Origin of the sequence: Nocardioides sp. J54 (assembly GCF_000519005.1) — a bacterium.
Taxonomy (GTDB): domain Bacteria; phylum Actinomycetota; class Actinomycetes; order Propionibacteriales; family Nocardioidaceae; genus Nocardioides.
Genome location: NZ_JAER01000016.1, coordinates 1 through 21,829 on the forward strand (window position 1 = coordinate 1; position 21,829 = coordinate 21,829).

The 21,829-nt window shown below is 73.2% G+C and carries 18 protein-coding genes; 4 read left to right on the forward strand and 14 right to left on the reverse strand.

Annotation, left to right across the window (positions count from 1 at the left end; all coding sequences use genetic code 11):
- A partial coding sequence (locus NOCJ54_RS29895; protein ID WP_028655767.1) for a hypothetical protein occupies nucleotides 1-258 on the forward strand: 258 nt, incomplete at its 5' end.
- A gap of 17 nt (nucleotides 259-275) precedes the next feature.
- On the opposite strand, the gene NOCJ54_RS0112495 is transcribed toward NOCJ54_RS29895, so the two are convergent.
- The 8 genes from NOCJ54_RS0112495 to lepA form a co-directional block, all read right to left on the reverse strand.
- Nucleotides 276-1,865 (reverse strand): methyltransferase domain-containing protein, encoded by a 1,590-nt coding sequence (locus NOCJ54_RS0112495; protein ID WP_028655768.1) that lies wholly within the window; start codon nucleotides 1,863-1,865, stop codon nucleotides 276-278.
- Nucleotides 1,862-2,287, reverse strand: a complete 426-nt coding sequence (locus NOCJ54_RS0112500) for an adenylyltransferase/cytidyltransferase family protein (RefSeq protein WP_028655769.1) — start codon at nucleotides 2,285-2,287, stop codon at nucleotides 1,862-1,864. The genes NOCJ54_RS0112495 and NOCJ54_RS0112500 overlap by 4 nt, the downstream gene beginning before the upstream one ends.
- 96 nt (nucleotides 2,288-2,383) lie before the next feature.
- Nucleotides 2,384-2,785: a TM2 domain-containing protein gene (locus NOCJ54_RS0112505; RefSeq protein ID WP_028655770.1), complete on the reverse strand. Its 402-nt coding sequence runs from the start codon at nucleotides 2,783-2,785 to the stop codon at nucleotides 2,384-2,386.
- Between the two features lie 26 nt (nucleotides 2,786-2,811).
- Entirely contained in the window at nucleotides 2,812-4,032 is a 1,221-nt protein-coding gene (gene hemW / locus NOCJ54_RS0112510) for a radical SAM family heme chaperone HemW (protein ID WP_028655771.1), read from the reverse strand.
- 130 nt (nucleotides 4,033-4,162) lie between these two features.
- Nucleotides 4,163-5,986 carry an AMP-dependent synthetase/ligase gene (locus NOCJ54_RS0112515; RefSeq protein ID WP_051485798.1) on the reverse strand — a complete coding sequence of 608 codons (1,824 nt, stop codon included), beginning with the start codon at nucleotides 5,984-5,986 and terminating at the stop codon, nucleotides 4,163-4,165.
- A 52-nt stretch (nucleotides 5,987-6,038) separates the two neighbouring features.
- Nucleotides 6,039-6,722 (reverse strand): MOSC domain-containing protein, encoded by a 684-nt coding sequence (locus tag NOCJ54_RS0112520; protein WP_232221771.1) that lies wholly within the window; start codon nucleotides 6,720-6,722, stop codon nucleotides 6,039-6,041.
- 19 nt (nucleotides 6,723-6,741) lie between these two features.
- Nucleotides 6,742-7,548, reverse strand: coding sequence for an aminoglycoside phosphotransferase family protein (locus NOCJ54_RS25550; protein WP_036517806.1), 807 nt, complete (start codon nucleotides 7,546-7,548; stop codon nucleotides 6,742-6,744).
- A complete protein-coding gene (gene lepA, locus NOCJ54_RS0112530; protein WP_036517808.1) occupies nucleotides 7,545-9,416 on the reverse strand; it encodes a translation elongation factor 4 in 1,872 nt (623 codons plus the stop codon). Before lepA ends, NOCJ54_RS25550 begins: the two co-directional genes overlap by 4 nt.
- A gap of 90 nt (nucleotides 9,417-9,506) precedes the next feature.
- On the opposite strand from lepA, the gene NOCJ54_RS0112535 reads away from it, so the two are divergent.
- Nucleotides 9,507-10,430 carry a hypothetical protein gene (locus NOCJ54_RS0112535; RefSeq protein WP_157514888.1) on the forward strand — a complete coding sequence of 308 codons (924 nt, stop codon included), beginning with the start codon at nucleotides 9,507-9,509 and terminating at the stop codon, nucleotides 10,428-10,430.
- Nucleotides 10,431-10,601: 171 nt separating this feature from the next.
- The gene (rpsT, locus tag NOCJ54_RS0112540; protein ID WP_028655776.1) at nucleotides 10,602-10,862 is read left to right on the forward strand and encodes a 30S ribosomal protein S20; all 261 of its coding nucleotides are present in this window, start codon (nucleotides 10,602-10,604) and stop codon (nucleotides 10,860-10,862) included.
- A gap of 87 nt (nucleotides 10,863-10,949) precedes the next feature.
- On the opposite strand, the gene holA is transcribed toward rpsT, so the two are convergent.
- Nucleotides 10,950-11,921, reverse strand: coding sequence for a DNA polymerase III subunit delta (gene holA / locus NOCJ54_RS0112545; RefSeq protein ID WP_036517811.1), 972 nt, complete (start codon nucleotides 11,919-11,921; stop codon nucleotides 10,950-10,952).
- Between the two features lie 33 nt (nucleotides 11,922-11,954).
- Complete coding sequence (locus tag NOCJ54_RS25555) at nucleotides 11,955-14,288, reverse strand: ComEC/Rec2 family competence protein (RefSeq protein WP_051485799.1); 2,334 nt, start codon at nucleotides 14,286-14,288, stop codon at nucleotides 11,955-11,957.
- Between the two features lie 28 nt (nucleotides 14,289-14,316).
- On the opposite strand from NOCJ54_RS25555, the gene NOCJ54_RS0112555 reads away from it, so the two are divergent.
- Nucleotides 14,317-15,351, forward strand: a complete 1,035-nt coding sequence (locus NOCJ54_RS0112555; RefSeq protein ID WP_036517835.1) for an HPP family protein — start codon at nucleotides 14,317-14,319, stop codon at nucleotides 15,349-15,351.
- 35 nt (nucleotides 15,352-15,386) lie between these two features.
- Here NOCJ54_RS0112555 and NOCJ54_RS0112560 read toward each other — a convergent pair whose 3' ends face one another.
- From NOCJ54_RS0112560 to NOCJ54_RS0112575, 4 genes are all read right to left on the reverse strand, one after another.
- Nucleotides 15,387-16,328 carry a helix-hairpin-helix domain-containing protein gene (locus tag NOCJ54_RS0112560; RefSeq protein WP_084255139.1) on the reverse strand — a complete coding sequence of 314 codons (942 nt, stop codon included), beginning with the start codon at nucleotides 16,326-16,328 and terminating at the stop codon, nucleotides 15,387-15,389.
- Between the two features lie 129 nt (nucleotides 16,329-16,457).
- Nucleotides 16,458-17,330: a DegV family protein gene (locus NOCJ54_RS0112565; protein WP_028655780.1), complete on the reverse strand. Its 873-nt coding sequence runs from the start codon at nucleotides 17,328-17,330 to the stop codon at nucleotides 16,458-16,460.
- Nucleotides 17,331-17,357: 27 nt separating this feature from the next.
- Complete coding sequence (leuS, locus tag NOCJ54_RS0112570; protein ID WP_028655781.1) at nucleotides 17,358-19,838, reverse strand: leucine--tRNA ligase; 2,481 nt, start codon at nucleotides 19,836-19,838, stop codon at nucleotides 17,358-17,360.
- A gap of 176 nt (nucleotides 19,839-20,014) precedes the next feature.
- Nucleotides 20,015-21,787 (reverse strand): ABC transporter ATP-binding protein, encoded by a 1,773-nt coding sequence (locus NOCJ54_RS0112575; protein WP_028655782.1) that lies wholly within the window; start codon nucleotides 21,785-21,787, stop codon nucleotides 20,015-20,017.
- Between the last annotated feature and the right edge of the window lie 42 nt (nucleotides 21,788-21,829).

Below are 21,829 nucleotides of genomic sequence, written 5' to 3' on the forward strand. Positions count from 1 at the left end.
ACCTACCGATGGGCGGTCAACAAAGAGCTCCGCGACGCCGTCTGCGACTTCGCCGGCGACTCCCGCCGAGCCAACCCCTGGGCCGCGAAGATCTACAACGACGCCCTCGCCCGCGGCAAGGACCACCCCCACGCCACCCGCATCCTGGCCCGCGCCTGGCTCGGCGTGATCTGGCGATGCTGGCAGAACCAGACCGCCTACGACCCCCACCAGCACGGCGCCCTCCAGGCACTGCTCAGCGGTGTCGAAGCGGCCTGACGTTGACACAGGGCTACTCATCGGTCCTCCTCAGGAGTAAGGGCGGGGGCGGGCCAGTGGGCCCGGATCCGGCAGACGGCGGGGTCGGGGCGGCCGAGCATGTCCTCGCCGGGCTCGACGACCAGCTCCTCGACGACGCCGCCGGCGTCCTCGATCGCGGCGCGGAGGGCCCCAGGGTCGACGCGGCGGACCAGGCCCTCGGGGCGGACCGGCGTCCCGGGGGCGCCGTCCGGGCCGTCGTAGGCGGCCTGCAGCTCGAGGAAGAGCTGGCCGCCTCCCGGCCGCAGCGCCATCCGGCACAGCCGCCACAGCTGGTCGAGCGCAGCGTCGTCGAGGCACCCCACCAGGTGCCGGGCGTAGAGGTGGTGCGGGGCGCGGGCGAGGCGGGTCCCGAGCAGGAGCGTCGAGCGGAGCTCGCCGAGGATCAGCTGGTCGACCTCGACGTCGACCCCGCGCCGGCGGGCACGGCCGCGGACCATGGTCAGGCTGCGCCGGGAGTGGTCGACGGCGAGCGTGCGGTGGCCGCGCCGGGCGAACCAGAGCGCGTCGCGGCCGGTGCCGCTGCCGAGGTCGACGACGCCGGGCGAGTCCGGTCCCGGCCGCCCGAGATGGTGCCCCACCCAGCGCGCGAACGGCGACGGCCCGGCCGGCACCTCCCGGACGTCCGGGCCACTGAGGAAGCCGGTCCACAAACCCATCTCGGTGCGGAAGCCGCGCAGCCACCCGTCCAGGCGGCGTACGCCAGCCGCCGGGTCGGCGTAGCGGAACGACGGGTCGGGGGTGCGCCAGCGCGGGCCGTAGAGGAAGGCCAGCATCCGCTCGGGGTCGCGGGGGGCCGGGAACTCGTGGCCGTGCAGCTCGATGGTGGAGAACGGCTCGATGGCGCTGCGCGGGAGCGACCCGCTGCGGTTGCCGAGCTGGTAGAAGGTGTCGCCGACGTGGAACGCCACGAACACGTCGATGTGGCACTGCCGCCCGTCGGAGAGCGGCAGCAGCAGCTTGATGTCACCACCCGACATGCGCAGCAGGTTCCAGCCACGCTCACGCATCGCCCGGGTGATCCGGTAGGACTCGGCGATGATGTCGGCCGGCGAGGTGTGGTCGGAGAGGTAGCACAGGTCGGTGTCGGAGTCGTGGGCGAGCATCCGCCCCTCCCGGACCGCCCCGAGCAGCGCCCCGTAGTTCAGGTAGGCCGCGACCCCGGCGTGCTCGCGCAGGTCGTCGATCGCGCGGCGGGTGCCGGCGAGGATCTCCTCGCGCACCTCCTCGCCGGTCGCCGCGAAGGAGCGGGTGAGGTGGCCGACCTTGTCGACACTGAGCCGGTGCCCCGCACGGTCGACGACCGCGAGACGACCCTCGCCGGTGCCGAGGCCGACCTCCGCGTCGTACAGCACCTCGGTGCCGGTGGCGTCGGTGACCCGCACCCGACCGCGGCCGGAGAGGTAGGGACGCAGCACCCCGGGCCACGGCACCAGCACTCCCCCGCCCTGGCGCTCGCCGTCGCGGTCCGGCGTCGTCGACCACACGTAGTGGCCGTCGATCTCGACCAGGAAGGGCCGCGAGGCGGCCGGGAGGAGGATGCCGTCGTCGGAGACGGCGGCGCTCATGACGCTCCGCGGTGCGCCAGCGCCTTGCGCAGGGCGGTCGAGGAGGTCTGCAGCGTGTAGGGGAAGTAGGTCACCTCGACGCCGAGACGGGCCATGTCCTCCTCGAGGCGTCGCCCCTTGGCGGTGTCGCGCCAGTCGTCACCCTTGAAGATCCGGTGGAAGCCGACGTCGCGCCACGAGTCCACCTTGCTCGGCGTGGCCTCGGCGTAGACGGCGTCGACGATGCCGATGGCCTCGACGATCTCCAGCCGCTCCGCGAGCGGGACGGTCGGCAGCACGCCCTTCGTCTCCACGCACACCTCGTCGGCCACCACGCCGGCGACGAGGACGTCGCACCACTGCCGCGCCTGGCGCAGCGCATTGAGGTGTCCCACGTGGAACAGGTCGAAGGCACCCGGCACGTAGCCGATCACGGGACCCATTCGAAGCCTCCTTCGGGCGCGCCGTCCTTCGGCACGTATTCCTACTGTATCACTAGAGTTAATCTCCAATGACGTGGAGGCGGGCACGGGAGCCCGTCAGCGCAGCGGTCGACCCCCGACGTCGCGCGGGTTGCCGACCAGCAGGATGATCCCGTCGATCATCGACCAGAGGCCACCGACACCACAGGTGAAGAGGCAGACCAGCAGCTGGGCGACCGCGAGGCCGGTGTGACCGGTGTAGAAGCGCCCGACGCCGAACGGCAGCAGGATCTGCAGCACCCCGGCGACGACCTTCTGCTTGTCGGAGTAGGGCAGGCCGCTGAGCGGGTCGACGCCCCACGGCGCCACGGGCGAGTGCCCGTAGCCGTAGCCGGGGGCCGGCGCACCGTAGGGCGGGTACGGCGGAGGCGTGGGCTGGTACGGGTTCTGCGGGCCCTGCGCCGAGGAGTCCGGGCGGGGCTCCTCCTCCGGGTCCGGGCGCTTGGTGAAGTCGACCATGGGCCTGAGCCTAGGCCGGGCGGCGCTCAGCCGAGCAGGCGGTGCACGACCCCGTCCGCGAGCAGCCGCCCGCGCCGGGTCAGCACCACCCGGCCGGCGGCCAGCGCGGCCGGCTCGACCAGGCCCTCGTCGACCAGGCCGGGCAGCTCGTCGCGCCCGGCGTCGTCGAGCAGCGCCGGGTCGAGCCCCTCGCGCAGCCGCAGCTCCAGCAGCACCCGCTCGACCCGCCGGGTCTCCTCGTCGAGGACCTCCCGAGCGTGGGCCGGGCTGTCGCCGGCGGCCAGCCGGGCGGCGTACGCCGCGGGGTGCTTGACGTTCCACCAGCGCACGCCCCCGAGGTGCGAGTGCGCCCCGGGCCCGATCCCCCACCAACCGGCGCCAGCCCAGTAGCCGAGGTTGTGCCGGCAGCGGGCCGCGTCGTCGCGCGCCCAGTTGGAGACCTCGTACCACCCCAGCCCGGCGGCGGCGAGCCGCTCGTCGCCCTGGACGTACTTGTCGGCGAGGTCGTCGTCATCGGGCATCGGCAGCTCGCCGCGGCGGACCCGGCGCGCCAGTGCAGTGCCGTCCTCCACGATGAGCGAGTACGCGGAGACGTGGTCGGGTGCGCAGGCCAGCGCGGCCTCGAGGGTGGTCGCCCAGTCCTCCGCGCTCTCCCCCGGGGTGCCGTAGATCAGGTCCAGGCTGACCTGGTCGAAGCCGGCGGCACGTGCCGCGGCCACCACTCCCGGGACCCGCAGCGGGTCGTGGGTGCGGTCGAGCACGGCGAGCACCGACGGGACGGCGGACTGCATGCCGAAGGACACCCGGGTGTAGCCGGCCGCGCGGAGCTCGGCGAGGTAGGCCGCGTCGACGCTGTCGGGGTTGGCCTCCGTGGTGACCTCGGCGCCGGGCGCCAGGCCGAACTCGTCGTCGATGGCGCGCAGCAGCCGGCCGAGGTCGCCCGCAGGCAGCAGCGTCGGGGTGCCGCCGCCGAGGAAGACGGTGTCGACCGGGCGCTCCCGGTCACCGAGCACGCGGCGGGCCAGCCGGACCTCGGCGACCGCCTGGTCGACGTACGACGCCCGGGAGACGCCGGGGCCGAGCTCCTCGGCGGTGTAGGTGTTGAAGTCGCAGTAGCCGCACCGCACGCGGCAGAAGGGCACGTGGACGTAGAACCCGAACGGGTCGTCGCCCAGCGCGGCCAGCGCCTGCTCCGGCAGCGACCCGTCGGACGGGGCGGGGTCCCCCTCGGGCAATGCGGACGGCACCCGGCCATCCTCTCAGGAGGTCGGGCCTTCCCGGACCTCGAGGGGTGGGGACGGGAAGGGGGCTGCCCGTTCGCCGTGCTGGCGACGGACAGCCCCCTCCACCGGGACCGTCAGGGACGGAGCGGCCGGCTCAGCCGTAGAAGCTCTCGATGAGCTCCTTGTTGTTGTCCTCCACGACGTTGCGCTTCACCTTCAGCGACGGGGTGAGCTCGCCCGACTCGATGCTGAGGTCGTGGTCGAGGAGCTTCCACTTCTTGATCGTCTCCCAGCGGTTGAGCTGGGCGTTGAGCTGGTCGACGTACTCGCCCACCATCGCCTGCACCGCGGGGTCGTTGACGAGCTCGGTGTAGGAGAGGCCCTCCTTGCCGTTCTCGGCGGCCCAGCCGGCGATGGCGTCGGGGTCCAGGGTGATCAGCGCGGAGACGAAGTTGCGCTCGGCGCCGAAGACCATGAACTGGCTGACCAGCGGGCAGATCGCCTTGAACTTCGCCTCGATGGCCGGCGGGGCGATGTACTTGCCGCCCGAGGTCTTGAAGAGCTCCTTGATGCGGCCGGTGATCGTGAGGTAGCCGTCCTCGTCGAGCTCGCCCTTGTCGCCCGTGCGCAGCCAGCCGTCCTCGGTGATCGCCTCGGCCGTGGCCTCGGGGCGGTTGTGGTAGCCGGCCATGATGTGCGGGCCGCGGAGCTGGACCTCGCCGTTCTCGGCGATGCGGACCTCGGTGCCCGGGAAGGGCTGGCCGACGGTGCCGATCTTGTAGCCGTCGGGGTGGTTGACGGTGGCGCCCGCGGAGTTCTCCGTCATGCCGTAGCCCTCGAGGATGAGGATGCCCGCGGCGTGGAACCACGTGGCGATCTCGGCGTTGAGGGCCGCGGAGCCGGAGATGAAGAAGCGGACCCGGCCGCCGAAGCGCTCGCGCACCTTGGAGAAGACGAGCTTGTCGAACAGGCCGTGCTGCAGGTTCAGCAGGAACGGGACCGGCTTGCCGGCCATCTTCAGCTCGTCGACCTTCCGGCCGACCTCGAAGGCCCGGTTGAAGATCTTCTCCTTGAGGCCGCCCTCGGCCGCCTGCATCGTGACGATGCGTGCGTAGGCCTTCTCGAAGATGCGCGGCGCGGCACCCATGAAGGTCGGCTTCACGACGCCCAGGTTGTCGACGATCTTCTCGACGCGGCCGTCGATCGCCGTGGCGAAGCCGCAGGCGAGCTGGGTGGAGAGCAGCACCTTGCCGAAGGCGTGGGCCATCGGCAGCCAGAGGAACTGCAGGTCGGTCTCGTCGAGGATGTTCTGGGCCTTGATGGCCTCGCCCTCGAAGACCCAGCCGCGGTGAAGGGTGCGCACGCCCTTCGGCTTGCCGGTGGTGCCGGAGGTGTAGATCAGGGTCGCCAGCTGGTCGGGCTTGATGCCGTTCGCCAGCTCCTGCAGGACGCCCTCGTGCTCGGCGAGGTAGGTGTCACCCAGCGCGGCGAGGTCGGCCAGCGAGATCACCCAGTCGCCGTCGGCCGCGGACGCCTCGAAGACGATGACCTTCTCGACCGCAGGGAGCTCGTCGCGGTGGGCCCGCAGCTTCTCGACCTGGGTCTCGTCCTCGGCGAACACGAAGCGGCTGCCCGAGTCGCCGATGATGTACGCCGTGTCCGGCCCGCCCGTCGTGGGGTACACCGTCGTGGTGGCGCCACCGGCACACAGGATGGCCAGGTCGGCGAAGATCCACTCGTAGCGCGTGGCGGAGGCGATGGCGACGCGGTCCTCCGGCGCCAGCCCGAGGGCGAGGAGGCCTCCCGCGAAGCTGCTGACCTGCTGGGCGGTCTCCCGCCAGGTGATGGACCGCCAGGCGTCGCCCTCCGGGTAGCGGAAGGCTTCACGGCTGCCGCTCGTCTCGACCCGGTCCCAGAACTGGATCGCACAGTTCTGGGGCATGGTGTCCATGAAAGTCGTGTCGTGGTTGATGGGCATGTCGCTCCTGCATGCTCGTGAGCCGGCGTAACTGGTGAGTAACCTAGGCCACTCAGTCGTCCGAGGGTAGCGTCCCCGCCATCTGACGGACACAAATGTCAACCTTCTCCTGAACCTTCGCCGGCAGGCCCTCGACCACCTGCAGGTCGGGCAGCCGGCTGCGGTCCGTCGTCAGCGCGACGAACATGTCGCGGATGGTCACGCCGTGGCCCGGCCAGTAGACGACCTCGACCGGGGCGCCGGCCTCGATCGTGCCGGGCTGGAGCACGCGGAAGTACGGTCCGGGCCGCGCCTCGGCGGTGAACCTCCTGACCCAGGCCCGGGTCTCGTAGCCGGACTCCCCCATCCAGCACTTGAAGTCGTTGCAGGGGATCCGCACCGAGATGGCCTCGAGCAGCACCCCGTCCACCTCGTCGCCGATCCGCAGCCGCGTGCCGACCTCGAGGGCGTTGAGGTCGATGCCCTCGGTCGTGAGGTTCTCCCCGAAGTGACCGTCCCGGATGGAGCGGTCGAGCTGCTCCTCCCAGAAGTCGAGGTCCTCCCGGGCGTAGGCGTAGACCGCCTGGTCACGACCTCCGTGGTGGCGGGTGTCGGAGACCCGGTCGCCCTCGACGCCGAGCTCGTGCACCCGGACCGGGCCGGTCACGGGACGCTTGTCGATGGAGGTACGGCCGATGCCGGCCCAGTCCCGCTCCCGGGGCTGGCCGACGCTGACGGTCAGGAGGCGCGCTGTCACGGGAGGCATTCTCCCCCGATCAGTCCTGGACCGCCTTCGCAATGGTCACCAGGCGCGTCACCGCGTCCGTCCCGAGCCGGTGCCGGGCCAGGTCCACCGCCCGCACCACGACCCAGTCCCGCGCCCGGTGCTCGTCGAGCCCGGCGGCGTCCACGGCGGCGTGGAAGCGGGCGCGGAGCCCGTCGCGCACCCGGCCCGCGAGCTCGTCGTACCGGTGCCAGAGCAGGGGCGCCACCTCGACGTGCGGGTCGCCGTTGAGCGGCCGCGGGCTGGTCGCGAGCCACGGTGCGCGCTCCGCCGCCAGCACCGTGCCGTAGTGGAGGTCGGTGTGGACCACGGTGCCGTCGGTGTCCGGGTCGGCAGCGAAGCGTCCGGCGAGGTGGCGCGCCTGCTGCACCAGCCGCGGTGGCAGCGGGACGTCTCGCGGGAGCGCAGCGAGCGCCGCCGCGACCTCGGCGGCGTGCTCGGAGAGGCGCCGCAGCTGCGGGAACGCGGGCCGGTGCAGCTCGCGGTAGAGGCCACCGACGACCTCGCAGGCCTCGACGTCCCAGTGGTCGCGCAGGTCGGTGCGGCTGGCCCGCTCGAGCAGCAGCGCCCCGCGACCGGGGTCGGCGCGCAGCAGGCGCACCGCGCCGCGACCGTGCCAGTGCTGCAGGGCGAGGTGGGCGTGGGCGGGCTGCTCCCCCACCTTGAGCACCGCCGGCGTGCCGTCAACCGTGGTGACGGGTACGACGGCACAGCGCTCGCCGTCCCAGCTCTCACCACCGTCGGCGAGCTCCCACTCGTCGAGCAGGTCGCGCACCGTCGCCGGCAGCGGCGCGGTCACTTCTTCGGCTTGTCGCCCGCCGGCCCGGAGGTGGACAGCGCGGCGACGAAGGCCTCCTGGGGCACCTCGACGCGGCCGACCATCTTCATCCGCTTCTTGCCTTCCTTCTGCTTCTCGAGCAGCTTCCGCTTGCGGGTGATGTCACCGCCGTAGCACTTGGCGAGGACGTCCTTGCGGATGGCGCGGATGTTCTCGCGGGCGATGACCCGCGAGCCGATCGCCGCCTGGATCGGCACCTCGAACTGCTGGCGCGGGATGAGGTCCTTGAGCTTGCCGGCCATCATCACGCCGTACGAGTAGGCGGCGTCCTTGTGGATGATCGCCGAGAAGGCGTCGACGGCCTCGCCCTGGAGCAGGATGTCGACCTTGACCAGGTCGGCCGCCTGGTCGCCGGCGCGCTCGTAGTCGAGGGACGCGTAGCCCTTGGTGCGCGACTTCAGCTGGTCGAAGAAGTCGAAGACGATCTCGCCCATCGGCAGCGTGTAGCGCATCTCGACGCGGTCGGCGGAGAGGTAGTCCATGCCCTGCAGCGCGCCGCGCTTCTCCTGGCACAGCTCCATGATCGTGCCGATGAAGTCGGAGGGGCTGAGGATGGTGGCCTTGACGACCGGCTCGCGGACCTCGGCGACCTTGCCGTCGGGGTACTCGCTCGGGTTGGTCACCTCGATGACCTTGCCGTCCTCCATGTGGACCTCGTAGACCACGTTGGGGGCGGTCGAGATCAGGTCGAGGTTGAACTCGCGCTCGAGGCGGTCACGGGTGATCTCCATGTGGAGCAGGCCGAGGAAGCCGCACCGGAAGCCGAAGCCGAGGGCGCCGGAGGTCTCGGGCTCGAAGGTGAGCGCCGCGTCGTTGAGCTGGAGCTTCTCCAGCGACTCGCGCAGCAGCGGGTAGTCGTCGCCGTCGATCGGGTAGAGCCCGGCGTAGACCATCGGGTTCGGGTGCTGGTAGCCGCCGAGCGGCTCGGTCGCGCCACCGTGCTGCGCGGTGACGGTGTCACCGACCCGCGACTGGCGCACGTCCTTCACGCCGGTGATCAGGTAGCCGACCTCGCCGACGCCGATCTCGCCCGCCTTGACCGGCTCCGGGCTGATCACGCCGACCTCGAGCATCTCGTGCACCGCGTTGGTCGACATCATCTTGATCCGGTCGCGGTGGGTGAGCTTGCCGTCGACCACGCGGACGTAGGTGACCACACCGCGGTAGGTGTCGTAGACCGAGTCGAAGATCAGCGCGCGCGCCGGGGCGTCCGCGTCGCCGACCGGCGCCGGGGTCTGCTTGACGATCTCGTTGAGGACCTTCTCGACGCCCATGCCCGTCTTGGCGCTCACCCGGAGCACGTCGTCGGGGTCGCAGCCGACGATGCCGGCCAGCTCCTCGGCGTACTTGTCGGGGTCGGCGCTGGGCAGGTCGATCTTGTTGAGCACCGGGATGATGTGCAGGTCCGCACCCATCGCGAGGTAGAGGTTCGCCAGGGTCTGCGCCTCGATGCCCTGGGCGGCGTCGACGAGCAGGATCGCCGCCTCGCACGCCTGCAGCGAGCGGGACACCTCGTAGGTGAAGTCGACGTGGCCGGGGGTGTCGATCATGTTGAGGACGTAGGTGCCCGGCTCGGCGCCCTCCTCGTTGCCCTCGGTGACCGTCCACGGCATCCGCACCGCCTGGGACTTGATCGTGATGCCGCGCTCGCGCTCGATGTCCATCCGGTCGAGGTACTGCGCCCGCGCCGCGCGCTCGTCGACGACACCCGTGAGCTGCAGCATCCGGTCGGCGAGGGTCGACTTGCCGTGGTCGATGTGCGCGATGATGCAGAAGTTGCGGATGATCGCGGGGTCGGTGTGACCCGGCTTGGGGGCGGAGATCGGCATGATCCGCCCATTCTTCCAAAGCGCCGCGGGTTCGGTGAATCCAGACCGCCCCCTGGCGCACCGGCGGCACCGGGCCGCCATCATGTGCGGGTGCTCCCGACTCGCATCCCCCACGGCCGGACCGCGCGACGCGTGGAGTGGGCGCACCTGCCGCCGGTCGTCCGGGCGGCGGTCGAGGGGCACCTCGGCGGGCCGGTCGTGGAGGCCGCGTCCCAGGGCGGCGGGTTCACCCCCGGCTTCGCGTCGGTGCTGACCTGCGCCGACGGCTCGCGCCACTTCGTCAAGGCCGCGTCCCTGAAGGCGCAGCGGACCTTCGCCGAGTCCTACCGCGAGGAGGCCCGCAAGCTGCGCGTGCTCCCGGAGGCAGCGCCGGCCCCGCGGCTGCGGTGGACCGACGAGGTGGCGGACTGGTTCCTGATGGGGATCGACCACGTCGACGGCCGGGCGCCGCACCGGCCGTGGACCGACGCCGACGTGGCCCTGGCCTCGGCGGCGCTCGTCGAGGCGGCCGAGGTGCTCACCCCCGCGCCGGCCGGCCTCGACCCCGCGGTCGACGAGCTCGCCTCGTGGGCCGGGCTGTGGCAGCGCATCGACCACCCGCGGGCCGCCGAGCTCGGCTCCCTCGCAGCCCGGTACGCCGACGTGGTCGGCGGCGACACGCTGGCCCACACCGACGTCCGCGACGACAACATCCTGGTGCTCGACGAGGAGCGGGCCGTGCTCTGCGACTGGAACTGGCCGGTCGTGGGCGCCGCGTGGCTCGACTCCCTGCTCCTGCTCATCGGGCCGCGCGGGGACGGGCTCGACGTCGAGTCCCACATCGCCCGGCACCCCCTGCTGTCCGTCGTACCCGCTGACGACGTGGACGTCGCCCTGGCCCTGGTCCTCGGCTACTTCTCGGTCTCCGCGGACCAGCCGGTCCCGCCGACGTCGCCGCACCTGCGCGCGGCCCAGGCGTGGCAGCGCGACGTCCTCCACGACTGGCTGGCCGAGCGCCGCGGCTGGCAGCGATGAGCCGGGCGCGTCGGCCCGGCCGCGATTTGGGGCGCCTGAACAGCCGCTGTTAGCCTTGCTGGTCGCGTCTCCGCGCACCCGTGCCTGCCCTCCGGGCGGCCCGGGATCCCCGCGGTCACGCGCTCCGGACCAGTCCAGACATCCACCCGAGAACGTAGAGGCGATTCACCCGTGGCCAACATCAAGAGCCAGATCAAGCGCAACAAGCAGAACGAGAAGCGTCACGAGCGCAACAAGGCCGTCAAGTCCGGCCTGAAGACCGCGATCCGCAAGTTCCGCGAGGCCGCCGAGGCCGGCGACAAGGACAACGCCGTCGCCCTGGCCCGCGAGGCCACCAAGCAGCTGGACAAGGCCGCCTCGAAGGGCGTCATCCACAAGAACCAGGCTGCGAACCGCAAGTCCTCGATCTCCAAGCAGGCCGCCTCTCTCTGAGCCCACTGCTCTGGCTCCGGTCCGGAGCCATCACGTCGAAGGGAGTCCCCGTCAGGGGGCTCCCTTCCGTGATTTCTGCTCCCGGCGCTACCGGGTCCGCAGCGCGGTGATCGTCAGGACCAGCCGCTCGAGGGCGTACGACGCGTCGCTGGCCGCGCCCTTGATGTCGGCGTCGGCCTGGGCGACTGCGCGCACGGCCCGGGCGAGGCCGGCCTCCGACCAGCCGCGGGCCTGCTCGCGCAACGAGCGCAGCTTCCACGGCGGCACGCCCACCTCGCGGGCGAGGTCGGCGTCGCGCATCCCGCGCGGCGCGCTGACCAGCCGGGCGAGGCCACGGGCGCTGCCGGCGAAGGCGGAGGTGATCAGCACCGAGGCGGTGCCGGCGTCGAGGGCCCAGCGCAGCTCCTCCAGCGCGACCTGGCCGCGGCCGGCGAACGCCGCGTCGGCGACGGCGAAGGACTTGGCCTCGGCGCGGCCACCGAAGTAGCGACGGACCTGCGCCTCGCTGATCCGCTCCCCCGGGAAGTCGTTGGTGAGCTGGCTGGCCGCGCCGGCGAGCGAGCGCAGGTCGCGGCCGATGGCCTCGATGAGCACGTCGGCGGCCTCGCGGTCGATGCTGGCGCCGTACCTGCGGACCTCGTTGGCGACGAAGCCCGGGAAGTCGGAGGGCCTGAGCTCCTCGGACTTGTGCTCGGTGACCGTCTTCAGCTTGCGCAGCTTGTTGAGGACTCCGCTGCCCTTCTGCCCGCCACCGTGCACGAGTACGAGGGCGACCTCGTCGGCCGGGGCGGCGGCGTAGGCGAGCAGTCCGTCCACCGACTCGTCAGGCAGGTTCTCCAGGCCGCGGACGACGACGCACCGCACGGCCGAGAACAGCGAGGGCGCGGACATCTCGCCCAGCGAGGCGAGGGTGAGGTCGGCGGCGGGGCTGTCGGCGAACTCCGCCTCCGGGTCGTGCTCGCGCACCGCGGCCTTGACCTCGTCGACGGTGCGGGCGCCGAGGAACTCCTCCTTGCCGGTGACCAGGATGACCCGTCCCAACACGTCAGCGGCCCGCATGGAGCCAGCCTCCCACACCGTCCCGACGGTGGTTCACCGGGCGGCGACCCGCAGGCCGTCGTCGTCGACGACGACCGCGACGTCGCCGTCGTCGTCGGTGCGTCCCACCTGGGCGCCGACCGACCTGAGGTGCTCGAGCAGCGGTCCCGAGGGGTGGCCGTAGTCGTTGTCGGCACCTGCGGACACCAGCGCCGCCTCGGGCTGCAGGGAGGCCAGCCACCGCTCGTCCTGGTGCCGGCTGCCGTGGTGCGGGACCTTGAGCACGTCGACGTCGAGCCCGGGCAACCGACGGGCGAGGGCGGCCTGCGCGGTCGGCTCGACGTCCCCGGTGAGCAGGGCGCGCACGCCGGCCACCTCGACCAGCAGCACCACGCTGGCGTCGTTGGCCCCGCTGCCCGCCGCGCCCGGGGAGGGGTGGACGACCTGCACCGTCGCCTCGCCGACGCGCCGGGCCGCCCCGTAGGCCCCCACCTGCACCGGCACGTCGGCGCGGTCGAGGGTGCGACGGACCGCGGCCGCAGCCCCGGGTGGGTCGTCGACCGGCGAGACCTCCACCGCAGCCACCCGCCGGTCCCGCAGCACCCCCGGCAACCCGTCGACGTGGTCGGCGTGGAAGTGGGTGAGCACCAGCAGGGGCACGTCGCGGACCCCCAGACGGTCGAGGCAGCCGGCCACCGCGTCCGGGTCGGGACCGGCGTCCACCACGACCGCCGCGGCCGGTCCGGCCCGGACGACGAGGGCGTCGCCCTGGCCGACGTCGCACGCGACCAGCACCCACCCTGCCGGCGGCCAGCCCGCCGCAGGCGCCGACCACGGCCGGCCCGGCACCCCGAGGACGACGAGGAGGAGCAGCACGGCCGCCGACACGCTGGGGCCCCGTCGCCGGGCGAGCCGGGGCAGCGCCACCGCCACGGCCACGCACACCACCGCCAGCGCCCCGACCGCGACGGGGCCGCTCCCCCACGGCACCGCCGCGCCGGGCAGGTCGGCGCCGTGGCGGGCGACCTCGACCACCCACGCGACGCACCACGCCGCCACCGTCCCGACGGCGGCGCCGAGCGCAGGCACGACCAGGCCCACCAGCCCTGCCCCCAGGCCGAGCACCGTGGCCGGGCCGACGGCGGGCCCGGCCAGCAGGTTCGCCGCGACCGCGACGAGGCTGACCTGGCCCGAGAGCACGGCGATGACCGGCGTGCAGGCGAGCTGGGCCGCGGTCGGGACCGCCACCGCCTCGGCGAGCCCGCGCGGCAACCACCGGGCGAGCGCCGACGAGAGCGGCGGGCCGAGGAGCACGATCCCGCTCGTCGCCAGCACCGAGAGCGCGAAGCCCGCCGACGTGGCCAGTCCGGGGTCGAGGAGCAGGAGGACCACGAGCGCGACGCCGAGGGCGCGCAGGCCGCGGCGCCGACCGTCCGGGCCGAACGCGAACAGCCCGACGGTGCCCATCGCCGCCGCTCGGAGGACGCTCGGCTCGGTGCGCGTGAGCAGCACGAAGCCGACGATGCCCGCCAGCCCGACCAGCACCAGCCACCTCCCCCGCACGCCGACGAGACGGGCGGCGAGCAGCAGGGCGCCGACGACGAGGGTGAGGTTGGTGCCGCTCACCGCGGTCAGGTGGGTCAGCCCGGTCACCCGGAAGTCGGACTCCACCTCGGCGGGGAGGCCGGCGTCGTCGCCGGTCACCAGCGCGGGCACCAGGCCCGCCTGGGCCGGGGGTCGGTCGGCCACGGCGTCGCGGATGGAGGCTCGCACCGCGCCGGCGGCTCGCCACCACGGGTCGGGGTCACGGATCCGCACCGGCGCCCGGTCGGCGAGGAGCAGGGCCACCACGTGACGGTCCTCCGCGGGCGCCAGTCGCCCCTCCGCCGCGACCCGCTCGCCGAGCTCGGTGCGCGCCCAGCTCGCCCCGCCCAGCACGACCAGCGTCGCGCCCAGCACCTGCCGGACGCCGCGGACGGTCACCTCCTGCACCCGCAGCCGCACCACGAACCGGTCCCCGAAGCGACCCTCGACCGGCCGCGGGTCGGAGACGACGGTGGCGACGAGGTCGGCCGTCGCCCGCTCCTCGGCCCACGCGCCGAGCGGGTTGGCCGCGACGGCTGCCTGGCGCAGCAGGGCGGAGGACAGCACGGCGGCAGCGATGCCCAGCGCCGCCAGGCACCAGCGCCGCCGGGGACCGGACCGGCCGTTCCTCGCCGATCTCCCGGACCTGCCGGGCACGAGGACCACCGATGCCGCGAGCACCAGCGGCGCCCAGCACCACGCCCCGGCGTGCGCGGCGGCGATCCCGGCGAGCCACGCCACCAGGCCGAGGGCCGGGAGCCGGGGGTCGTGCCGTGGGGACGCCCGGGGCGGCGCCTCACCCACGACGCGCCGTCCTCGTAGGGTGGCGGCCGTGACCCGCTACTCCGCACCCGAGCTGGCGCGCGGTGCGCTCGGTGCCCTCGTCGGGATCGCCGTCGCCGGGGCCACCGCCCGTGCGGTCCCGGGCGGTCCGGAGATGCTGCCCTTCATCGTGGCGCCGATGGGTGCCTGCGCGGTGCTGCTCTTCGCGGTGCCCGCGAGTCCGCTGGCGCAGCCCTGGCCGGTGCTCGGCGGCAACGTCATCTCGACCGCGGTCGGCCTCGGTGCACACTGGCTGGTCGACGACGTCCTGCTGGCCGCTGCCCTCGGGGTCGGCGCCGCGATCGGCGTGATGATGCTGCTCGGGTGCCTCCACCCGCCGGGCGGTGCCTGCGCGCTGCTGGCCGCGACGGCCACCCCGGAGATCCACGACCAGGGCATCCTCTTCGCGCTCGCCCCGGTCGCCGTCAACACGGTCGCCCTGCTGGCCATCGCGGTCGCGGTCAACAACCTGACCGGCCGCCGCTACCCGCACCGGCCGGCGCCACCCGCCCCGCCCGGTGCCGCCACCGAGCTCGGCATCACGACGCCGGACGTCGAGGAGGCGATGAAGCGGCTCGCCGACCGGCTCGACGTGCTGCCCGCCGACGTCGTGGCGATCGTCCGGGACGCGGAGACCCATGCCCTCGACCGCAGGCTCGGCTCGATCCCGGTCTCCCGGATCATGAACCGCGACGTCGCGGTGGCCCACCCGTTCGAGTCGATCTACCGGGCACGGACGCTGATCGTGCAGCGGCAGGTCAAGACGCTGCCGGTCGTGGACGAGGAACGGCGGGTGATCGGCGTGGTGTCGATCATCGACCTGTTCACCCGCGACCTGGTCGAGCTCGAGACCGTCGAGTCGATCATGCGCACCGAGGTGACCACCATCCGTGAGGACACCCCCGTCGCCGAGCTGGTGCCGGCGATGACGTCGGAGGGCTACAAGAACGTCCCTGTCGTCGACGCGGAGGACCGGCTCGTCGGGATGATCACCCGCGGCGAGCTGATCGCCGTGCTGCACCGGGCACTGCTCGGCGCCACCTGAGGCGACCCGGCGCCCGGCAGGGGTCACCCCGTCAGTCACACCGTCACCAGCGGGGCGAGCCGGGCCAGCGTCTTCTCCCCGATCCCGTCGACCTCGAGCAGCTCGTCGACGCTGGTGAAGCCTCCGTGCTGCTCCCGCCACGCGATGATCGCCTGGCCGGTGACGGGACCCACGCCCGGCAGGGTCTCGAGCTCCGCCTGACCGGCGAGGTTGAGGTTGACCGGCACCGCGGCGGGCGCCCCGGGGACGGCAGGACTGCCGTCGGGGCCTGGCGCACCGGCGGGCGGGCCAGGCCGTCCGACCACGACCTGCTCCCCGTCGACCAGCACCCGGGCGAGGTTGAGCGAGGTCAGGTCGACGCCCTTGCGCGCCCCGCCCGCGGCCTGGAGGGCGTCGGTGACCCGGGCGCCCGCATCGAGGACGACGATCCCGGGCCGACGCACCTTGCCGGCGACGTCGACGGTCACGGTCCCGCCGCCTGACCCACCCGTCGCGGACGACGACGCTGCCGCCGTCGGTGAGGGCAACGGGACCAGTGCCGGCACCGGCTCCGCACTGACCGGTGCGACCGCCGGCCCCGGGTCGTCGCGCACCACCCACCAGGTGGTCACCGCGAGCCCGAGCGCGACCACCACCGCGACGACGGCCACGTGGGCCGGCGCGAGGGACGGCAGCCCCGGCACGCGGGCCGCGACCGGTCCGCGCCGCCGTCGGGCAGCGTGCCGTCCGGGGGTCGGGACGACGGGCGGCTCCGGCGGCACCACCCCCGGGGCCGCGACGGCCGCAGGAGCGGTGCTGCCCCGGTCGGCCACCCGGGTGTGGTCGGCCCACCACGCCTGGCCCGTCGCCACCGCAGTGTCGTCGGCCACCTCCGGGGCGACGTCGGCCGTGCCGGACCGACCTCCGCCGGCACCAGCGGCGATCAGGGCCAGGCGACGGGCGGCCGCCTCGTCCGCGGGAGGGCGTCGGGAGTGCATGGCGGCACGCTAGGCGCCCTCAGGGGAGGTCCCGCCGGCCGCGGCGACAGCCTGTGGACGGGCACCGCGCCGGTCGCGACCTGTGGACGGTTCGCGGCTGTCCGTGGGGCTACCGGTGACGCAGGTGCATCAGAGGTCGAGCACCGGCGCGACGCAGATCGCGAGCATGCCCGGGCCCGCGTGGGCGCCGAGCACGCCTCCGATCTCGGCGCACCGCACCGGCTCCCCGCTCGCGGCCGGCACCAGCCGGTCGCCGAGCTGCTCGGCGAGGCGCTCGGCCATCGCGGCGGCCCGGTTGCCGGCGCCCAGGTGCGCCACGCAGGCCTCGACCTGTCGCTCCCCCGCGGCCTCCACGGCCATCGCCTCCAGCTGCGCGATGGCCTTGGCGGCGGTGCGCACCTTCGCCCGGGGGACGATGACGCCGTCGTCGATGCCGAGCAGCGGCTTGACGGCGAGCACACCGCCGAAGACGGCGGCCGCGGCGCCGACCCTGCCACCGCGGCGGAGGTACTCGAGGGTGTTGACGTAGAACAGCGACGTCGCCGCCTCCGCCCGGGCACGGGCGGCCTTGGCGGCGTCCTCGGCGCTGCCGCCGGCCTCGACGACCGCGAGGGCCGACTCGGCGGCGTACCCCGTCGCGACCCCGACCTGGCGGCTGTCGACGCAGGTGACCGGGACCGGCGCCGTCCGCGAGGCGACGAGCGCGGACTCGAAGGTGCCGCTGACCTCGGCGGAGAGGTGGATCGACACGATCTCGGTCGCGCCCTCCTCGGCCAGCCGGGCGTACAGCTCGCCGAGGACCGCGGGGGCCGGACGGGACGTGCTGACGGCGCGCTTCTCCCGCAGCGCCGTCGCGACCTGCTCGGGCGTGACCCCGTCAGCGCCCTCGTCGAGGACCTCGTCGTCGATGATCACCTGGAGCGGGACCACCCGGACCCGGCCCGACGCCGCCAGCTCGTCCGAGACGGTCGAGGCGGAGTCGGTGACGACGACGATCGACATGCCGCCGAGGTTATCCCGAGCCGGGGGTCAGACCACGATGTTGACCAGCTTGGGCGCACGGACGATCACCTTGCGCACCTCGCGGCCGTCGATCGCCTTCTGCACCGCCGGGTCGGCCAGCGCCGCAGCCTCCAGGTCGGCCTCGCTGATGTCGGGCGAGACCTCCAGCCGGCCGCGGACCTTGCCCTGAATCTGGACGACCGCGGTGACGGCGTCCTCGACCAGCAGCGCGGGGTCGACGGTGGGCCAGGCCGTCTGGGCGACCGACGGCTGGTGGCCCAGCCGCTCCCACATCTCCTCGGCGGTGTACGGCGCGACCAGCGACAGCAGGATCGCGACGGCCTCGGCGGCCTCGCGCACCGCGGGGTCGGCCGGGCCGCAGCCGGAGTCGATCGCCTTGCGGGTGGCGTTGACCAGCTCCATGGTGCGGGCGACGACCACGTTGAAGCGGTAGGACTCCAGCAGGTGCGCGGCCTCGTGCACCGTCTTGTGGGTGACCTTGCGCAGCGCGACGTCGCCGCCCGCCGGGTCCGTGCCGGGCGCGGAGGTGACGTCACCGGACAGGCGCCAGGCGCGCTGCAGGAAGCGCGCGGAGCCGGCCGGCGACACGTCGGCCCAGTCGATGTTGTCCTCGGGCGGGCTGGCGAAGACCAGGGTCAGCCGGACGGCGTCGACGCCGAACTCGTCCAGCTGCTCGCCCAGGCTGACGCCGTTGCCCAGCGACTTGCTCATCTTGCGCCCGTTGTTGATGACCTTGCCCTGGGACAGGTACGCCGAGAAGGGCTCGTCCCAGTCGATCAGGCCCATGTCGCGCAGCACCTTGGTGAAGAAGCGCGCGTACAGCAGGTGCAGGACGGCGTGCTCGTCGCCGCCGATGTACAGGTCGATCGGGCCCCACGCCTTCGCCAGCGCCGGGTCGAACGCCTGGGTGTCGTCGTTGGGCGACAGGTAGCGGAAGAAGTACCAGGACGAGTCGACGAAGGTGTCCATGGTGTCGGTGTCCCGGGTGGCGGGGCCGCCGCAGGTCGGGCACTCGACGTTGACCCACTCGGTCGCCGCACCCAGGGGCGAGGTGCCCTTGGGCTTCAGGTCGGCGCCGCGCAGCTCCGGCAGCTCGACGGGCAGCTGGTCCTCGGGGACCGGGACCTCGCCGTCGACCGGGCAATGGATGACCGGGATGGGGGCGCCCCAGTAGCGCTGGCGCGACAGCAGCCAGTCGCGCAGGCGGAAGTTGACCGTGCCGCTGCCGTGGCCGTCGGCCTCCAGCAGCTCGACGACCTTGTGGATGCCGGCGGCCTTGTCGGCCAGCCCGTCCAGGGGGCCGGAGCTCACGTAGGTCCCGTTGCCGTTGGTCGCGATGCCGGAGGTGGCCGGGTCCTCCTCGCCGGTGTCGACGACCATGCGCACGGGCAGGTCCATCGCCCGGGCGAAGTCCAGGTCGCGCTGGTCGTGCGCCGGCACGGCCATGATCGCACCGGTGCCGTAGTCGGCCAGGACGTAGTCCGAGGCCCAGACCGGGATCCGCTCACCGTTGACGGGATTGACCGCGTGCACGCCCAGGAAGACACCCGTCTTCGGACGGTCGGTGGCCAGCCGGTCGATGTCGGAGGCCTTGCGCACCTCGACCAGGTAGTCGTCCAGCGCCTGGCGCTGGTCGTCGGAGACCAGCTCGGCGGCCAGCTTCGCGTCGGCGGCGACGACCATGAAGGTGGCGCCCCACAGGGTGTCCGGACGGGTCGTGAAGACCGTGATCGGGTCGCGGCCCTCGACCTCGAAGGTGACGTGGGCGCCCTCGGACCGGCCGATCCAGTTGCGCTGGGCGTTGACGACCTTGCCGATCCAGGTCTTCTGCAGCTCGTCCAGGCAGTCGTGCAGCTCCTGGGCGTACTCGGTGGTCTTGAAGTACCACTGGGTCAGCTCGCGCTTGGTGACCTCGGCGCCGCAGCGCTCGCAGGTGCCGTCGGCCAGGACCTGCTCGTTGGCCAGCACGGTCTGGTCGTTCGGGCACCAGTTGACCGGGGAGTTCTTGCGGTAGGCCAGGCCGCGCTCCCGGAACTTCAGGAACAGCCACTGGGTCCACCTGTAGTACTCGGGGTCCGAGGTGTGCAGCCGGCGCGACCAGTCGAAGCTGACGCCGTACCGCTTCATCGACGCGGCCTGCGTCTCGATGTTGCCGTAGGTGTACGTCGCCGGGTGCTCGTCGTTGCGGATGGCGGCGTTCTCGGCGGGCAGGCCGAAGGAGTCCCAGCCCATCGGGTTCAGCACCTCGTAGCCGCGGAAGCGCCAGTAGCGGGAGATGACGTCGTGCAGGGCGAACACCTCGGCGTGACCCATGTGCAGGTCACCGCTCGGGTAGGGGAACATCGTCAGCGCGTAGCGCTTCTCCCGCTCCCCCGAGGTCACGGCGTCGTCGTCGGCGCGGAACGGGTCGAGCCGCTCCCACACGGGCAGCCACTTCTCCTCGACCGCGTGGACGTCGTAGTGGACCTCGTTCTCGCTCATCGTCATCCCTTGTCATCGTTCCCTGCTGCTGGCACAGAAAAGCCCCTCGGGCATCGAGGGGCGGCCGCGTCGACGTCTTCGACAGTGGTCGACGCGGCTATCCAAGAAGCAGGATCATCCGCACAGGGGCATGGTACTCCTCCGCACGCCCGCGGCGCTCACCGCCGCGGGCGTCGCGGCCCTCACTGCTCGCCGGTCTGCACCCGCCAGAGCGCGGCGTAGGCCCCGCCCTGCGCGACCAGCTCGTCGTGGGTGCCGGCCTCGGCCACCCGACCGCCGTCGAGCACCCAGATGCGGTGGGCGTGGCGGACGGTCGAGAGCCGGTGCGCGACGACGATGGTGGTGCACCGCTCGCCGGCCCGGCGCAGCGACTGCTGGATGGCCGCCTCGGTCTCGTTGTCCACCGCACTGGTGGCCTCGTCGAGCACGAGGATGGCCGGGTCGCGCAGGAGCGCGCGGGCCAGGGCGATGCGCTGGCGCTGGCCACCGGAGAGGGTGATGCCGCGCTCCCCCACCCAGCTGTCGTAGCCGTCGGGCAGGCGCTCGACGAACTCCGCCGCGGCGGCCGCCTCCGCGGCGGCCCGGACCTCCGCAGGGGTGGCGTCCGGGCGGCCGTAGGCGATGTTCTCGGCGACGGTGCCGGAGAACAGGTAGACGTCCTGGGCGACGTAGCCCATCGACCCGCGCAAGGAGTCCCAGTCCAGCTCGCGCACGTCGGTGCCGTCGAGCAGCACCTGCCCGGAGCGGGGGTCGTCGAAGCGCAGCACCAGCCGCAGCAGCGACGACTTGCCCGCGCCGGTGGGGCCGACGATGGCGTGCGTCTCGCCGGCGGGTACGACGAGGTCGAGGTCGTGCAGCACGTCCGGCCCGTCGGCGTACCCGGAGCGCACGCCGCGCAGCTCGACGCAGCCGCGTACCGGCTTCTCCAGCGCCTGTGTGCCGGCGGGCACGTCGACCGGCTCGGCGAGCAGCGCGAGGATGCGGGCGGTGGACGCCCGCCCGCGCTGGTAGAGGTCGAGCACCTCGGCGACGGTGGTCAGCGGCCAGAGCAGGCGCTGGGTCATGAAGACCAGCACCGAGTAGAGGCCGAGCTCGAGGTCGCCGTCGAGCGTCGCCCAGCCGCCGAGCAGCAGGGTGCAGGTGAAGCCCGAGAGGATGGCCATCCGCACCAGCGGCACGAAGGCGGCCGAGGAGCGGATGGCGGCCACGTTGGCCTCGCGGTAGGCCGCGGAGGCGGTCGCGATCCGGTCCCGCTCGCGGTCCTCGGCGGTGAACGCCTTGATCGTCGCGATGCCGGCGAGGTTGGCGCCGAGGGCGCCGGACAGGTCGGCAACCGACTCCCGGACCCGGTCGTAGAGCGGCTCGAGGCGCTTCTGGAAGAAGAGCGAGCCGACCACGATGACGGGGATCGGCAAGAAGGCGTAGAGGGTCAGCTCCCACGACGCCACCGCGAACACGGCACCGACGAGCACGACGTTGAGCGCGGTCTGCAGGATCGCCGGGAGGCCGAGGTCCAGCAGCCGCTCGAGCTGGTTGACGTCGTCGTTGAGCGTGGCCAGCGTCGAGCCCTGCGGGCGCGACTCGTGCCAGCCCAGGTGCAGGTGCTGGGCGTGGTCGTAGGCCTCGACGCGCAGGTCGTGCTCGATGCCCTGGGCCAGGCCGCGCCAGAGCACGTCGGCGGCGTACTCCGAGGCGGACTCCACGACCCAGACCACGAGGTTGATGAGCGCGAGCCAGCCGAGCTGGGCGTGGCGGGACTCGACGCCGAGCAGGTCGCCCACGAACGAGTCGGAACCGCGGACCACGACGTCGACGGCGGCGCCGATGAGCAGCTCCGGCACCACGTCGGCGACCTTGTTGACCGTCGACATCACGACGGCGAGCACGAACCGTCCGCGGAACCCGCGGTAGCGCTTCCACAGCGCCGCCAGGGGGCGCTCGATCACCGGGTCCACGGGCTTCCTTCCTCGGGCGGGCGGAGGCGACCCTAACCCGCT

Coding starts and splice junctions, on each gene's coding strand:
- holA (WP_036517811.1), bottom strand. CDS start 11,921: ATGCGGGCCGCTGACGTGTTGGGACGGGTCATCCTGGTCACCGGCAAG.
- NOCJ54_RS0112565 (WP_028655780.1), bottom strand. CDS start 17,330: ATGTCGATCGTCGTCGTCACCGACTCCGCCTCGACCGTCTCGGACGAG.
- NOCJ54_RS0112515 (WP_051485798.1), bottom strand. CDS start 5,986: ATGCCCATCAACCACGACACGACTTTCATGGACACCATGCCCCAGAAC.
- NOCJ54_RS0112495 (WP_028655768.1), bottom strand. CDS start 1,865: ATGAGCGCCGCCGTCTCCGACGACGGCATCCTCCTCCCGGCCGCCTCG.
- NOCJ54_RS0112505 (WP_028655770.1), bottom strand. CDS start 2,785: ATGGTCGACTTCACCAAGCGCCCGGACCCGGAGGAGGAGCCCCGCCCG.
- leuS (WP_028655781.1), bottom strand. CDS start 19,838: ATGACGATGAGCGAGAACGAGGTCCACTACGACGTCCACGCGGTCGAG.
- NOCJ54_RS0112500 (WP_028655769.1), bottom strand. CDS start 2,287: ATGGGTCCCGTGATCGGCTACGTGCCGGGTGCCTTCGACCTGTTCCAC.
- lepA (WP_036517808.1), bottom strand. CDS start 9,416: ATGCCGATCTCCGCCCCCAAGCCGGGTCACACCGACCCCGCGATCATC.
- NOCJ54_RS0112560 (WP_084255139.1), bottom strand. CDS start 16,328: ATGCACTCCCGACGCCCTCCCGCGGACGAGGCGGCCGCCCGTCGCCTG.